Source organism: Maribacter sp. UH1, from assembly GCF_056839145.1.
This window is the reverse complement of sequence record NZ_CM166387.1, coordinates 4,512,131-4,526,950: the sequence shown is the minus strand read 5'-3', so window position 1 is coordinate 4,526,950 and position 14,820 is coordinate 4,512,131. Positions and strand designations below refer to the sequence as shown.

Here is a 14,820-nt window from a genome sequence, read left to right as displayed (position 1 = left end):
CTTGTAATTAGTTTATTATTATTTGTGTATCGCAAAACCGTGTTGCATTATTACGTGGGTAAGGCTTTATGGCTGTGTATTTTTTCTTTTAAAATTTACCCACCCTATTGTTTTAAGATACCATAATAGTGCATTTGATACTGCTCCTCTGTCGTTTAGCCTAACTGATTTGTATAGGAACCATTCTTCTACTTATAAATTACATCTATTATTAGTGTAGGAGTTTACTTTGTAATATGATTCCAATTTTATAATAATACTCGGCTAATTCTGTTATTTTAGCATAAAACTATCCCTATGCTTATATCTATTGTATTAATTGGTATCGTCCTTATTTTGTTTTTCTATGCTATTTCAGTGTATAACGGTTTGGTTAGAAAGAAAACAGAAATGGCAGAAGGCTGGAGCAGCATTGATGTATTCTTGAAAAAGCGATATGATCTGATTCCTAGTTTAGTAGAAACCGTTAAAGGCTATGCTACGCACGAAAAAGAAACCTTTGAAAATATTACCAAAGCTAGAAATTTAGCGCAAAACGCTTCTTCTGTTGATGAGCAAGGAAAAGCTGAAAGCGCCTTGAAAAATTCTATGGTCAACCTTTTTGCCGTTGCCGAAAATTACCCGGATCTAAAAGCCAATCGTAATTTTAGTGAATTGCAAAATGAGCTGTCTTCATTAGAAGATGATATTGAGATGACCCGTAGGTATTACAACGCTACGGTAAAAGAAAACAATATTGCTATTGAAAGCTTTCCGTCTAATATTTTTGCCAATATGTTCAATTTCAGCAAGGGTGAGTTTTTTGAAATTGAAAATTCGAAAGAGAAAGAACCGGTTAAATTTTCTTTCTAATTTCGATGAACAGAAATGTATATGCTACATATGATGTGTTCCCGAGCGCAAAAGGAGCCTCAACACATATTAAAGAGATGATCAACGTATCATCACAAGAATGTGATGAATTACAATTATTCTGCTTACGAGGTAATAGCACCTACCCTGCCGTACAAACGGAAGGGAATATTGTTATAAAGCGTTATTACAACGAAGAGGAGATGAACTATTTAGAAAAAGCATCTCTTTTTTCTCAGCAGCTATTTATCGATATTCAAAAAAATAAAGAATCCATACAAATAGGTCATTTTAGAGATGTTTGGAGCGGCATGGGATTAACTGCCGAACCTAGTATAAAAACGATCTTTGAGGTAAATGCTTTAACATCTATAGAGCTACCTTACAGATACCCCAATTTAACGCCAACTTTTTTAGAGAAATTAAGAGAGATAGAATCGCAATGTTTACAAAAGGCGACCGTAATTATTACGCCTTCAGAAGTTACCAAAGCATATTTAGAAACTAATTATGCTATTGATACTGCGAAGATAAAAGTGATACCGAACGGGGCACATATACCAGAATCTTATGACAGACCGGTTGATGCTCCTGAACAGTACATTATCTATTTTGGAGCCATACAACCTTGGCAAGGAGTAGATGTGTTGCTTAAAGCCATGACGTATTTAGAAGATTTTGAAGATCTAAAACTGGTCATTTGTCTAGCGGTAAAAGAAAAAGCCTTTAAACCTTATAAAAAGCTGGTAGAGAAACTAGGCTTACAAGATCGTATTATTCTAAAGTCTAGATTATCTAAAAAGGAGTTGTACAACTATGTGCATTATGCAGCAGCTTCTATAGCCCCTTTAAAAGCATGCGACAGAAATATTACACAAGGTTGTTGTCCGCTTAAGATATTAGAGAGTATGGCTTGTGAGACGGTTGTAATTGCGTCTGAATTACCAGTGGTGACCGAGTTGGTTACCGAACAAGAAGCTTTACTTTTTGAGCCCGATAGAGAACAAGATTTGGCACGTTGTATTCGGTTTATATTAGATGAGCCAGAACGAAAGAAAACCTATATAGCCAATGCTTTTGAAAAGGTGAAAAGCACTTTTTTGTGGGAAGATCAGAAAGAGAAATTGAAAAACATATACCAAGATTTAACGCTCTAGTATGGATAGACAAGGCAATGTATTAAATAAAGAACAATATATAGGAGCCCCTATAGAAAGAGCACACTTACACCGTGGTTTTAGTTCTAAAAAAACACCTATAAAGTGGATTCGTTTTTTTAGGGCCTGTGTAATGCAACGAGAAATAGCCAGAGAACAAAAGAGTAAGAGAATTAAGCAAATTTGGTTCATTCTTCTCGGTGTCTTCTTATGTAATTTTGTGGCAATTCCTTTGAACTTTATATCCGAGACTTTAGGAGCAATTTTTACGGTAATAGGTATGCTCACTTGTCCTGGGTTGATAGTTGCGGGTATCATGACCTATTTAACGAACAAGAAGTTTAAAAAGAATTATACAGAGGGTTTTGATTTTTTTGCCGACTATTTTTCTGCCTTGTTTACCTTAATTGAAGAAGATTTGCAGTTAGATTCTAAAATAGCATTAGAGGCGAATGTAAAAGATACGGTAACGGAAGAAAACCTTATTAAGAATGAGTCGTATACTAGTGAAACTAGAGGGTTTATATCAGGAATTGAAAAAAACTATGAACGTGTCATTAGTAAAGGGTCCTGTTTTTTTAATGATGAATCGCTTATCTTCTTTCAGTTTAGCGAAAGAACAAGGGAGCGTATTATTAAAAAAAGAGGAAGTAGCGGTAAAAGAAAAACAAAACATAAGTATAGGGCTGCCTATCCTTTTACCATTAAAATGAAAATACCAAAGCACAAATACCAATTAAACCCAAGCGTGGATACATCACAAATAAGTTTTGCTGAAGATGATGAGTATTACGTATTTAAGGTTTACCGAAAATTTGATGTTAAAAAGGAAAATCCGGATCAATACAATCCGTATGAAGAAAGTAGTATTTCTTCATTTGCTGTAGATTATTTCTCTTTAGAAGTTATTAACCTGATCAACACCTGCTACAGTTGTGTAACCCCTAGCGCTTAATTTTATGGAAGATACAATAAAACATTGCGAAGAATATACAGGACTTTTTGTTGTTCGCAATTGCGAAAATAAGGCAACTGTAGTTTGTGAGAAATGCAAGAAAAATGTGTGTAATATACATGCGTTTAAAGCCAACAAAATTATAAGTCAAAATAGTGGGCCTGAGGTTTATAGAAAAAAGAACGCCATATTATGCATCAGTTGTTTTGTAGAATTCGATGCACGACTTACCAATGATATTGAACTCTATTCAAAAGATAGATCAGTTTGGAGAAGAAAAATGATCAATAGATTCCATGCGGAATATCCGTACATGGTATTCATGGCAGATGATTACGGTAGTTTATTCGATAGTAGCTCAACAATTTTCCTTCATGATGATTCTGATGATGGATCTTATTTTGATAGTTAATGAATATACTGTTAATCACTCAAAATTATCCGCCAAATAAAGGAGGAATGGCTGTTTCTTGTGATCGCTTGGTGCGTAATTTTAAGCGGAACGGAATTACGGTACATATCATTCATTTTACGAATAGAAAGAAAAAATTTAGAACAGATACCGTCGTAAAAGGAACCTATTCCGCTGTGCCTATAGAAAACTCTGAGGAGTTTACATTATCGCTAGCGTCAGAATTTATACAGCAACTCCCCTATTTAGATACATTGACCCATGTTGGAGTATTTGGAGGCAACCTACCGCTTAATATAGGTCCAATTTTATCTAAATGGCTACAAAAACCACTTATTACCTTTATAAGAGGAAATGATTTTGACGAGGGTATCTTTTCAAAGAAGCGAAATCAGTTATTATACGCACTAGACAACTCTAGCTATGTATTTACCGTCACGAAGGAGAAAAGAGAAAAAATTGACCGCCTAGTAACACATGACAATACTTATTTTACGCAAAACGGAATTGATACCGCGTTATGGAAACCGTCCAAAAGTCATCTTAAACGAATAGATGAATTAAAAAAGTCGTTCAATTCTAAAATACCTATAGCCTTTGTTGGGCAATTAAAAGCCAAAAAAGGGGTTGTAAACTTTGTAGAGACCTTTGCGAAATTTCCGCACAAGAACGATTTTGTACTGTGTTTAATAGGTGATGTAAGCGAAGAAACAAAAACATACATTCTAAATTTAGAGGTCAATGTTCAGTTTTTTGCTTTTGCGAACCAGAATGAACTTGTATCGTTTTACAATGCCATTAGTATCGTTGCCATACCTTCTTTTTATGACGGTATGCCAAATGTACTGTTAGAAGCAGCAGCAACAAAAAACATTGTAATCGGTGCAAATGTTGGAGGAATAAAAGATGTTATTCGTACTAAAGTCGATGGGTTTTTATACCACCCCTTGCAGACTAATGAACTGTTAGATATTCTGTTGCAAATACATAAAATGACACCTGCAGAAAAGGAAGCTATGGGTGAGGCATTATATCAGAAAATTAAAACGAAGTATACAGAAGAAATAGAAATATCAAATTACCTAAATATTTTAAAACCATGAGAAAATTACACCTACTTTTTGTACTGTCATTACTTCTATTAGGAAGCTGTAAAACAGAAAACAAGAACTCGTCTAGTCCTGCAGAAACCACTACAACTGCTAGTGCAACTACAAATAGCCTTGATGTTACCATTGCAAACGCCGACGGAGCGTTAATAGGTGGATTTGACGTATCGCCAATAAAGATCGTTGCGAACAATACGACGTATACTTTTAAAAGTAAGCCAGATAAGCATAAGTTCTACGCTAACGGAAAAATGAAGTATGAAGTAAAATTCAAAGAAGGAAGTTTAAAATTACGCGATGAAGATTCTGATTTGTTATGGAAAGTGAAAATATACCCAGACAAGGTAAAAATCTCTGATAACGAAGAGAATGAAAATGCTTTTGAAGTCCGCCCTTATGATGATAAGATTAAGGTGAAACGTGATGGTGAAGAGTTATACAGGGTAAATTTAGAAGGAAACATCGTAAAAGTGAATGACAAAGAAGCATTTACACTTTCATCAAACCAAGAAAGTTATGTGTATGCTATTTTGGCAATAGATGAGATACCTAATGAGCATAAAATGTTCATTATAGCAGAATTATTAAATAAGATATAGTGTATTTATTTTATGTCTATGGTGCTGGTTTTGGGCATATAAATAGGATTCTCAATTTTATATACACTCAAAAAATTCCGCTAAAGAATTGTGTGCTATTAACGAATTCTATCTATCACGACCAGGTACCAAAAGATATAAAAACGCTATATAAAGAAGATGTATTTTTTAAGAATCAAGATCGGTTCAGCCTCTTTCTACAAAACTGCGTAAAGGAGTATAATATAGATACATTGGTTGTTGATGTTTTCCCGGCAGGATTTTACGGAGAACTCGAAAAAAGCATCACAGCCATTACTACCATACAGACCATATTACTGGCTCGCATATTAAGCAAAGACTACTTTGAAAAATATGGGAGTCCGGTTTATGAAATTATCTATACACTTGAAAACGGAATTACGTTAGCGAATTATCAATATAAAAAGGTGATTCCGTTTACGCTACAACTTAAACCGAGAGAACGTTCACAAGATGTAGTACTTAAGAAACCTTATTTTCTGGTCATGCACTCCTCCCCTATAGATGAGGTTTTGCTATTGTACAAACAAGCGCTATTGTATCGCACCGATGAACACATTTATATCTATTCATTTTGTGTTATAGATAAGCAGCTAAACCTTGAAAATACAAGCAGTATTAGTGGAAATAGAATAGACGGTCACATATTAGATAATGCTTCAAAAATATTTACGGGCTGCGGATTTAATAGTACGCTAGAGACCGAAAAATATAGAGAAAAACAACATATACTACCTTTTAAAAGAAAGTATGATGATCAGTTTTTAAGAAAGCAGTTGCTTTAAATTGTTCGTTATAATTTCAAATACTATAGATTTTTGGTAATTCAAATAGCTATATAATTTACCATCTGAAGTTACGCTAAAAGAAGAAACCACATTTTTTATCTAATTGATAAGCTATAGTGTTATTAGATTTTTTAATGAAGTCGCTTTGGTGTTGCAGGTTTAAATTTGATCTGAGTCCATTTGAACTACCATAGGTTTAATATCATTCGATTTTTTGGCATTTTGAAATTTAGTACAGTCAAAATGAAATAAAAGAATTGGGTCCTCTCAAAATTTTAACAAATAGAATTGTAGTGTTTTAGATAACTTCACGACCAACGGTTTAAAAATCTACCATTATCACTAAGTTAAGTACTACTGCCGTTCTTGTTTTTGCACTTTCTTCAGAAGAAGAGAGCAAGCATAAACATTTTATGAATTCTGGTGAACTTTCAGAAAAGTTAACGGCTAACAGTATTAGAAAAGCAGAAGCTGCTAATTTAGACTGTATACTTTATACAGAGAAACAACAAAAAGGAAACACCTTTGGGCAACGTTTTAGCAACGCCATGTTATCTGTTTTTGCTTTAGGCTATGATAATGTAATTGTTATTGGTAACGACACGCCTCAGTTACAATCTAAGCATATAAAAGAAGCCCATCAAAGGCTTCAACAAAATCAACCGACCATAGGTCCAAGTTTAGATGGCGGATTTTATTTATTGGCTATTTCTAAAGACCAATTTAAGGCAAAAACATTTCAGACTTTTGATTGGCAAACTAATAAAATCTTTAGTCAGGTTCATCAGTATATTACTATTGAACTTAATGCAGATCAAACACAAAATACAATTCATTGTCTTTCTGCTTTTTATGATCTTGATCATATAACCGGAGTTAAAAAGGTACTTGCCCAATTGGGTGCATCTTTCAAATTAATAAGTACCTGTTTACAAAAATTAATAGAAGCTTCTATTTTAATTGTCCGAAACAGTCAAAATTTAAATGCTACATATTTCTTAGCCTGCTTTTACAATAAAGGCTCACCCAGCTGCATACATTAAACCAAGCTTTAATTTAATGTATCAATTGCACCAACTGGTGCTTTCAAAAATTTTTATGAAAAAATATTTAAGTATAGCACTCTTGCTATGTTGTGCTGTGCTGTCTGCACAAGAAGATTTAGTAGTTACTGTTATTGATTTTAACACCAATAAACCCATTGAAGGAATCACTGTATCGTTATTAAATAAAAACATGGCCTACGAGGTCAATAAAAACACATCAGCTTCAGGTACGGTCTTTTTTAATTCTATACCTGTAGTAAATGGATATCAAGTAGTCTTTGATGGTGACGATACGTATGCAGCCCAAGTTTCAGAACTTTTAGATGTACGCTCAAACCAAGAACTTAGTTTACAATTTTTATTAATTCCTTCCTCCTCCGTAACCGAAAGTTTAGATGAAGTAGTAGTTTCTTCAATAGCCGGTGCTCGTATTAACAGAAAATCTGCAGAAGTTTCTTTTGAACTAAAAGAAGCAGAATTGAAAGAGTTACCCGTAGAAGGTAGAGATATAACCAGGGCTTTGTTTAGGTTACCAAATGTATCTCAGGCTACTGGTTTTTTTCCAGAGGCACCAAATGTAAGTATCAATGGTGGTAATGGTTTATTTACTTCATATCTAATTGATGGTCTGGATAATAATGAACGTTTTTTAGGAGGTCAAAAATTTGCTATACCAGTTGGGTTTACTAAAGATATTACGGTTTTAACCAATAACTATTCTGCAGAATTTGGACTTTCTAATAATGGTGTTATCAACGTAACCACTAAATCTGGCGGTAATGAAATTGAGGGTGAAGTGTTTTTTGTTACAAGACCGGGTGCTTCTGTAGATGCTAGTTCTGCATTTGCACAACGCGATCTTTCAGGAAACCAGGTTCAAGATGGTTTTCAAAGATACCAACAAGGTTTTGCTATTGGGGGTCCGTTAGTAAAGGATAAAACGTTCTTTTATCTAAATGCAGAATATACTAGAGATCTTAAAGACAACCTCTTAAACTCAGAACAACTAAACGTTAACGAAACCGTGAGAGGTAGTAATAATTTTACTTATATCTCTGCAAAGATTGATCAAAATTGGTCTAAAAACTTTAGAAGTTCGTTACGTGCCAATGTTGGTTTGGTAACTATAGAAAGACAAGGTGGAGGTCTTGAAGGCGGAGTTCTTTTTCCGTCTGCAGGAAATTTTCAAGATCGAAACTCATTAAATATCGCCTTTAAAAATGATTTTATAGGAGATAAATACAGTTTACAAAGTAATTTTCAATATTCTCGTTTTAGATGGGATTATGGTAGACCTATAGATGCAGATAGTCCACGTGTTACTATTTTAGATCCAGGATCAGCAGCAATAGCTATAATTGGTCGTCCGGGTTTTGATTTTGATGCATTGGAAAACACTTTTCAATTTCAACAAAAAGGTAAATTTTATTTAGGTAATCATACATTGAAAGCAGGTTTAGGGGTTATTTCTGGTAACCATAGTCTTACTGGCGGTGGTAACCCAAGCGGAAACTATTCGGTAAGATTAACTCAAGATCAACTTAATCAACTTAGTGCAGCTAACCTTGGTAGTAGTTTAAGTATTAACGATTTACCTTCAGATGTTACGGTTACTTCATATGACGTAGAATTACGCCCACAGTCTTTTGGCACTACCCAGAATATTTATTCAATTTATCTAGAAGATGAATGGAGTGCTACCGATAAACTTAAAATTACTTACGGTTTACGATATGATTATGATAACCTTTCTAAAGGTGGTAGTGATAAAGGAGATTTAAATAATATAGCACCACGTTTTAATTTTAACTATCAGCTTGGTGATAATGCAAGTATACGTGGTGGTTATGGTATTTTTTACGATAAAATCAATTATGCTATTTATAGTGATGCCTTACAACAAAATACGAACGGAGCAGATTACCGTGTACAACTTCAAGAATTTATTGATTTAGGTTTACTACCGGCAGATACCAATATTGACCGCGTTACTTTCGAAGGTAATTTAGCAGCATCTTTTGTAGAGGCAGATAATATTAGTTATTTAAACGGGCCGTCTGGCGAAACGTTACAAGCGAATAGAGAAAAGGTTTTTAGTAATGAGCGTCGTATACTAAATCCTGATGGTTACAAAAACCCATTTACACATCAATTTACTTTAGGTTACCAATTACAAATAGATCAAAGTAGTTTGTTTTATGTGGATTTGGTACATAATGAGGCTCGCGATTTATTTAGGCTTCGTAATTTAAATGCAGCGGCAGAATTTCCAATTGATTCGAATTTTACACAAGATGATGTGCGAACTGCGGCAGAAGCAGATTTGTCAAGACCTATACCAATTGAAAATGGTGGTGCAACTATAAATGGAGAACGTTTAACAGGTATTGCCCGTAGCGTAGTTATTACAGAAAGTGAAGGTCGATCACGCTACTCTGCTTTAAGTCTTAACTATCAAAAAGACCGTGGTGAAGGCATATTTGGTTACCGTTTTAACTATACGCTATCTTCTTCTAAAAATGATACGGAGGGAATCAATTTTAGAGCAATGGACGGTAATAATTATGATCTAGAATTTGGACCATCTATAAACGACCGAACACATCTTATCAATGCCATTGGTAGCTTATATCCAGTAAAAGGTTTATCTGTTACCCTTGCAGGGTTATTACAAAGTGGTCAACCTATTAACAGAATACCGAATACGACCATTGTTACTTCAGATTTTGAACAATTTTTAACGCGTGATTTAAATGGTGATGGTACTGGTTTTGGTGAAAACTTTACGGGTAACAGTGACCGCTCTCCAGGAGAGAGTAGAAATAGCGACCGTTTACCTTGGTCATATACTTTTGATTTGGCAGCACAATACCAATTTGAATTATCAAAAGGAAATAAAATAGAGCTAAGAGCAGATGTTTTTAACCTTTTTAATAACGTAAACTTAAGTGGTTTTAGTAATAATGCTACGCAGAGCAACCAGATTCAAGAAGGACCGGCAGATAGCGGTTTTATAGCAAGAAATGCTGCACCACCAAGACAGTTTCAATTTAGTGCTAGATATTTGTTCTAATTGATGAATTATAAAATTTAAAGTAGAAAATTTATGTTGAATAAAATACATTGGGTGTTGTCTCTTTTCGTGGTTTTAATAACCATAAATGGATGTAAGGCACAGTTAAACCAGAAGGTTGAAAAAATTCCTCTAATTATAGATGCCGATACAGCAAATGAGGTTGATGATCTTTTTGCCCTTGTTCGTGCTATAGAAGAACCAAAGTTTAATTTGTTGGCAATTACATCGGCGCAGTTTCACACCTCGCCATATGCTAGCGATAGTACGGTCGTTGAAAGTCAGCAAATAAACGAAAGGTTAATGAGTTTGTTAAACCAAACAGACATTGCGTTACCCTTGGGTAGTAACGATCCTCTTATGGCAAATGATGCCCCACAAAATTCAGAGGCGGCTCAATTTATTATTAAAAGTGCCCATGAAATAAAAGATGGAAATAAATTACAATTGGTCATTTTAGGATCTTGTACCAATGTAGCCTCTGCTATTTTATTAGATAGTACCATTGTACCTAAAATACAAGTGAATTATTTGGGCTTTTGGCATGATCAAGAAGTAAATAGTTATGACAAGAACGAGTTTAATTCTAGAAATGACAGTATTGCAGTAAATGTAATCATGAATTACCCTAAGCTAAAGGTAAGAGTAATGACAGCAACTACAAGTCAACATCTTGTGTTTCAGAAAACAACTGTAGATGCACACTTAAAGGGAAAAGGCGGAATGCCCGATTATTTGGTAAACCGTTGGGAGACTTACCAAAGATGGTGGACAGAGAAAGATCCAGAGAAAACAGAATGGATTATGTGGGACGTTGCTATTATTGAGACCTTGGCCCATCAAGAATGGGCAACCTTAAAAACCTTTAAGACCCCAAAAGAAAACGTACAGCGCGATATTGAAGTATATACGAAAATTGACGTTGAGCAAATGGAAAATGATTTTTGGAAACATATGAACCAACTTATTAAATAATATAGATGCAATTAACAGCTAATATTAATATAGAACTTTTGAGTACTTTTTTGAGCAAGGAAGGTATTTTAGTGGAAGGTGAAAAGGTAGAAAGCACCGAAAAACCAGGAGAAGGTAATATGAATGTTGTGTTACGTGTACGTACTAATCAACGAACTTTTATAGCAAAACAGTCTAGACCATTTGTACAGAAATATCAAGATATTCCAGCACCTGTAGATCGTATTGCAGTAGAGCATCAATTTTATCAGACTATTGAAAAAGGAACAATAGATCAACATTTACCAAAAGTACTAGGGTTTCTTTCTAAAGAACACCTATTGTTTCTAGAAGATTTAGGTGATAGCGAAGATTTTTCTTTTGTGTATAATACACGAGAAATCTCTAAAAGGCATATAGAACAATTAACGTCTATAGCTAGGGGAATTCATGAAAGTACACTTACCAGTTCTTACCCTGAAAACATAGAATTACGTAAACTAAACCATCAACACATATTTGTACTGCCTTTTTTAGAAGAAAACGGTTTCTCTTTAGATGATGTACAAGAAGGTTTACAGGCATTATCATTACCACTAAAGCAAGATTTGCTATTAAAAGAAAAAATAGCTGTTCTTGGAAAATTGTATTTGACTACAACAGGTGGCGTATTGTTACATGGCGATTATTACCCTGGCAGTTGGATGTGTAAACAAGATGAAATATTTGTTTTAGATCCCGAGTTTAGTTTTTTAGGGTTCGCAGAATTTGATTTAGGTGTTATGGCGGCTCATCTTTTTATGGCAACAGGCAATACTAGTATATTAGAAGAAATCATAGAAGGTTATCAACGCCCAATAAATAAATCACTAATGCGAGAATTTGCGGGTATGGAGGTTTTGCGTCGTTTAATAGGTTTAGCTCAATTACCATTGAAACGTTCACTAGAAGAGAAGAAAACCTTGCTTAGCACAGCTCGATCTTGGGTAGTGGGTGGCTAAGGTTTTTAGTTGTGCGTTGACAAATTTTTTTAGATTAATTTTTATGTCTAGTTCATTTTAAAACGATTTTAAGTAACAATCTTATAAACTGGCTAGTTTATATTGAGTAACATATTCATCATCAATTTCTTTGAAGCTATTGATGCAACAGATGTGGTCAATGGTTTCTTTTAATTCATCAAAGCCTTATTTGAATTGTGCATGGGTGATATATTGGTACACCTCATATATTACTGTCTATTTTTTAAGGTTATCTAAAAATTCATCCGGAGTAACTATACTTAGGCTCATTATGTATTTTTAAGAAAATTGGCATGTATAAATTCTATGCTGTGCAGTTAGTTTCAAAACCAAATATTTAAAGTAGCGTAAACCTTACCAGTAGTACCATAGGTTTAGTTGATTATTGTAAGTGTTTATATAACAGTATATTGTATAAATATAGAGATGAGTTGATTACAGCTGCCTTTATAAAATCAACTATTACATTATGGAAAATAAAGAAATAGAACAGGAAGACCATCAGAAAAAACTGGAAAAGAAATCTGAAGAAATTAAAGATGGAAATGAATACAGTGTAATTCTTAGTAGGGTTATTCATGAAGGAGAAGAAATTTTCAAGATAAAAAACAATGCCATGTTTTTAAGTGCAGTAATTGCCGGCTTGGAAATTGGGTTCAGTTATTTTATGATCTGTGCATTTTATTATTTATTAAATGGAACTGTAGATACTACCATTATTTTTAAACTTTTTGCAGTGGTATACCCTGTAGGGTTTATATTGGTTATCCTTGGAAAATCTGCACTATTTACTGAGCAAACCTCTGTATTGGCATTGCCCATGTTAAATGGACAGCGCAGTATCTGGGAGTTGTTTCGAGTATGGGGCGTAGTTATTTTAGGTAATATTATTGGAGGTAATATTTTTGCTTTTTTTATAGGATTACTTGCTCCGCATCTTCATCTTTTTACAGAAGAGACCATGGTAGAAATTGGTACTCATGTAGTCAAAGAAAGCTCTTGGGTTTTATTGGCAAGTGCGGTTGTAGCCGGATGGTTAATGGGATTATTAACCTGGTTATTGAACAGTACTATGAATTCGCTTACTCGTGTTGTATTAATAATTATGATAACTGGTGTGATAGGTTTTGGAGGATTTCACCACAGTATTGTGGGCAATATAGAGGTGTTTGGTGCTTTTTTACATTCTAGTGATATAAGCTTTCTAGATTACCTTTGGTTTCTATTTTTAGCTTTACTGGGTAATAGTATTGGTGGTGCTGTTGTTGTGGGTCTTTTTAAATACCGAATTTTTGAATCTAATTACAAAGAGAAGGTTTAATGTTGTAGTTGAATATGCCACAATCACTTTAGCGTTTCTTAATGTTGTTAGTAGCGAAAAACATATGAATTCTTTACAACTTCCCCTTGGTAAATACTATTGAAACCAACATATATTTGAAGATTGTAATTAAAATATAGACATAAAAAATAGCGCATTACTACGCTATTTTTTATTTTACTATTATGTAGAATTTTACAATCCTTCTAACTTGAATTGCGTTACAAAATCATCATCAATATCCTTATAGCTATTGGTACAATAAATATGGTCAATCGATTCTTTTAATTCACCAAAACCGTAGTTGAATTGTGCGTGGGTGACATAAAGGTACACCTTTTCGGCACCTTGTGTTTTCAAGGCTTCCGCCAAAAATTTGAATGTTCTTCCGCCATCAGCTAAATCGTCTATAATTAGACATTCTTTACCTTTCACATCACCTTGTATACTAATTACAGGAGCACCATCTATTCTCACTTTATTAGAGGGTACTAAATCGCCATTTAGTTTTTCGGCAATTTCATGAGTCGTTTTATACGCACCAGCATCTGGACTCACCAATACTGGGTTACCTATTTGGTTATATGCTTTTTCAACAAAAGCGAAATGAGATATTTTCTCTGAATTATCAATTAATGCCAATGAAATAGGGCTGTGCGGATGCAAAATAGCAACGTTATCAAACCTCATGTCATTGATAAACTTGCAAATGATTTTTAAGTCGAATGATTCACCTTTATTAAATCGTCTATCTGAGCGTTGCCCGATTAGGCAAAATATGGTGAGTTTAGCTATGGCTGTTTTATTAGTCGCATTTTCAGCATCCCAAGCTTCTTTAATAGCAGCAGCTCTGAACAAATCTTCATAACTGTTCCCTCTAATTTTAATATGGATATCTCCGCCTTCAATTATTTTAGCAGCTACTTGTCCGTCGTTAAATTTTTTAATTTCGTATTTCATATCATTATTCTTTTAAAGAATCTCTAACTTCCATTAAAGCGTATCCTAATAAGTTTTGACCTTTCCATTCAGCTGGATTTTGAACAGATTCATCATTTGCCTTCATCCCTATACCCCAAATATTATCATAAGGACTTGCCTCCACTAAAATTCTATTTTTTGTATTAAGCAAAAAGGTTAATAAATCTTCGTTCTGTATAAATTTTAAATAATTTCCTTTCTTTACAATTTCATATTTATGTTTATTCCAAATATCAGCATCAAAGTTGATAATTTGTCTTCCAAATTTTTTTACTTCTCCAGCAGAAACACTGTTCAAAATTTTAGATAATATTTCTTCATTTTTAAACAGTCTTGCTTTTTCAGCCATCATCCAATGTTCAGCTGTAAGATAAGTTATTCCTTTGTGCTCGAATTCTTTTTCAAACCATTGACTAAAGCATGATTTGCCTATTTTACCATTTTTTAATGGTTGATGCCCCCAGAAAAATAAATATTTAACCTCTTTGTTTTCTATCAGATTTTCTAACCATTTATTATTATATTTCATA

At 33.9% G+C, this 14,820-nt stretch carries 14 protein-coding genes; 12 read left to right on the top strand and 2 right to left on the bottom strand.

Annotated features, from left to right (window positions below):
* Positions 1 to 297 precede the first annotated feature (297 nt).
* From UH1x_RS19685 to UH1x_RS19630, 12 genes are all read left to right on the top strand, one after another.
* The gene (locus tag UH1x_RS19685) at positions 298 to 852 is read left to right on the top strand and encodes a LemA family protein (protein WP_482623806.1); all 555 of its coding nucleotides are present in this window, start codon (positions 298 to 300) and stop codon (positions 850 to 852) included.
* 5 nt (positions 853 to 857) lie between these two features.
* Positions 858 to 2,009: a glycosyltransferase family 4 protein gene (locus tag UH1x_RS19680; RefSeq protein WP_482623804.1), complete on the top strand. Its 1,152-nt coding sequence runs from the start codon at positions 858 to 860 to the stop codon at positions 2,007 to 2,009.
* 1 nt (position 2,010) lies between these two features.
* Entirely contained in the window at positions 2,011 to 2,964 is a 954-nt protein-coding gene (locus tag UH1x_RS19675; protein ID WP_482623802.1) for a hypothetical protein, read from the top strand.
* Between the two features lie 4 nt (positions 2,965 to 2,968).
* Positions 2,969 to 3,376: a hypothetical protein gene (locus UH1x_RS19670; protein ID WP_482623800.1), complete on the top strand. Its 408-nt coding sequence runs from the start codon at positions 2,969 to 2,971 to the stop codon at positions 3,374 to 3,376.
* A complete protein-coding gene (locus UH1x_RS19665) occupies positions 3,376 to 4,479 on the top strand; it encodes a glycosyltransferase family 4 protein (RefSeq protein WP_482623798.1) in 1,104 nt (367 codons plus the stop codon). Before UH1x_RS19670 ends, UH1x_RS19665 begins: the two co-directional genes overlap by 1 nt.
* Positions 4,476 to 5,084 (top strand): hypothetical protein, encoded by a 609-nt coding sequence (locus UH1x_RS19660; protein ID WP_299799759.1) that lies wholly within the window; start codon positions 4,476 to 4,478, stop codon positions 5,082 to 5,084. Before UH1x_RS19665 ends, UH1x_RS19660 begins: the two co-directional genes overlap by 4 nt.
* Complete coding sequence (locus UH1x_RS19655; RefSeq protein WP_482623796.1) at positions 5,084 to 5,890, top strand: hypothetical protein; 807 nt, start codon at positions 5,084 to 5,086, stop codon at positions 5,888 to 5,890. Before UH1x_RS19660 ends, UH1x_RS19655 begins: the two co-directional genes overlap by 1 nt.
* A 416-nt stretch (positions 5,891 to 6,306) precedes the next feature.
* Positions 6,307 to 6,936, top strand: coding sequence for a TIGR04282 family arsenosugar biosynthesis glycosyltransferase (locus UH1x_RS19650; protein WP_482623794.1), 630 nt, complete (start codon positions 6,307 to 6,309; stop codon positions 6,934 to 6,936).
* Between the two features lie 55 nt (positions 6,937 to 6,991).
* Positions 6,992 to 10,012, top strand: coding sequence for a TonB-dependent receptor (locus UH1x_RS19645; RefSeq protein ID WP_482623792.1), 3,021 nt, complete (start codon positions 6,992 to 6,994; stop codon positions 10,010 to 10,012).
* 33 nt (positions 10,013 to 10,045) lie between these two features.
* Positions 10,046 to 10,987 (top strand): nucleoside hydrolase, encoded by a 942-nt coding sequence (locus UH1x_RS19640; RefSeq protein ID WP_482623790.1) that lies wholly within the window; start codon positions 10,046 to 10,048, stop codon positions 10,985 to 10,987.
* A gap of 5 nt (positions 10,988 to 10,992) precedes the next feature.
* Positions 10,993 to 11,967: a phosphotransferase gene (locus tag UH1x_RS19635; RefSeq protein ID WP_482623788.1), complete on the top strand. Its 975-nt coding sequence runs from the start codon at positions 10,993 to 10,995 to the stop codon at positions 11,965 to 11,967.
* Positions 11,968 to 12,457: 490 nt separating this feature from the next.
* Positions 12,458 to 13,309 (top strand): formate/nitrite transporter family protein, encoded by an 852-nt coding sequence (locus UH1x_RS19630; RefSeq protein WP_482623786.1) that lies wholly within the window; start codon positions 12,458 to 12,460, stop codon positions 13,307 to 13,309.
* A 195-nt stretch (positions 13,310 to 13,504) separates the two neighbouring features.
* Here UH1x_RS19630 and UH1x_RS19625 read toward each other — a convergent pair whose 3' ends face one another.
* Both UH1x_RS19625 and UH1x_RS19620 read right to left on the bottom strand, forming a co-directional pair.
* Positions 13,505 to 14,269 (bottom strand): phosphoribosyltransferase family protein, encoded by a 765-nt coding sequence (locus tag UH1x_RS19625; RefSeq protein WP_482623785.1) that lies wholly within the window; start codon positions 14,267 to 14,269, stop codon positions 13,505 to 13,507.
* 4 nt (positions 14,270 to 14,273) lie between these two features.
* On the bottom strand, positions 14,274 to 14,819 hold the full coding sequence (locus UH1x_RS19620) for an NADAR family protein (protein WP_482623783.1): 546 nt from the start codon (positions 14,817 to 14,819) through the stop codon (positions 14,274 to 14,276).
* Position 14,820: the final 1 nt, after the last annotated feature.

Bases quoted from the DNA above. Each gene is read 5' to 3' on its own strand.
- UH1x_RS19680 (WP_482623804.1), top strand. From the start codon at position 858: ATGAACAGAAATGTATATGCTACATATGATGTGTTCCCGAGCGCAAAA.
- UH1x_RS19635 (WP_482623788.1), top strand. From the start codon at position 10,993: ATGCAATTAACAGCTAATATTAATATAGAACTTTTGAGTACTTTTTTG.
- UH1x_RS19645 (WP_482623792.1), top strand. From the start codon at position 6,992: ATGAAAAAATATTTAAGTATAGCACTCTTGCTATGTTGTGCTGTGCTG.
- UH1x_RS19660 (WP_299799759.1), top strand. From the start codon at position 4,476: ATGAGAAAATTACACCTACTTTTTGTACTGTCATTACTTCTATTAGGA.
- UH1x_RS19650 (WP_482623794.1), top strand. From the start codon at position 6,307: ATGAATTCTGGTGAACTTTCAGAAAAGTTAACGGCTAACAGTATTAGA.
- UH1x_RS19670 (WP_482623800.1), top strand. From the start codon at position 2,969: ATGGAAGATACAATAAAACATTGCGAAGAATATACAGGACTTTTTGTT.
- UH1x_RS19685 (WP_482623806.1), top strand. From the start codon at position 298: ATGCTTATATCTATTGTATTAATTGGTATCGTCCTTATTTTGTTTTTC.
- UH1x_RS19620 (WP_482623783.1), bottom strand. From the start codon at position 14,819: ATGAAATATAATAATAAATGGTTAGAAAATCTGATAGAAAACAAAGAG.
- UH1x_RS19625 (WP_482623785.1), bottom strand. From the start codon at position 14,269: ATGAAATACGAAATTAAAAAATTTAACGACGGACAAGTAGCTGCTAAA.
- UH1x_RS19675 (WP_482623802.1), top strand. From the start codon at position 2,011: ATGGATAGACAAGGCAATGTATTAAATAAAGAACAATATATAGGAGCC.
- UH1x_RS19630 (WP_482623786.1), top strand. From the start codon at position 12,458: ATGGAAAATAAAGAAATAGAACAGGAAGACCATCAGAAAAAACTGGAA.
- UH1x_RS19640 (WP_482623790.1), top strand. From the start codon at position 10,046: ATGTTGAATAAAATACATTGGGTGTTGTCTCTTTTCGTGGTTTTAATA.
- UH1x_RS19665 (WP_482623798.1), top strand. From the start codon at position 3,376: ATGAATATACTGTTAATCACTCAAAATTATCCGCCAAATAAAGGAGGA.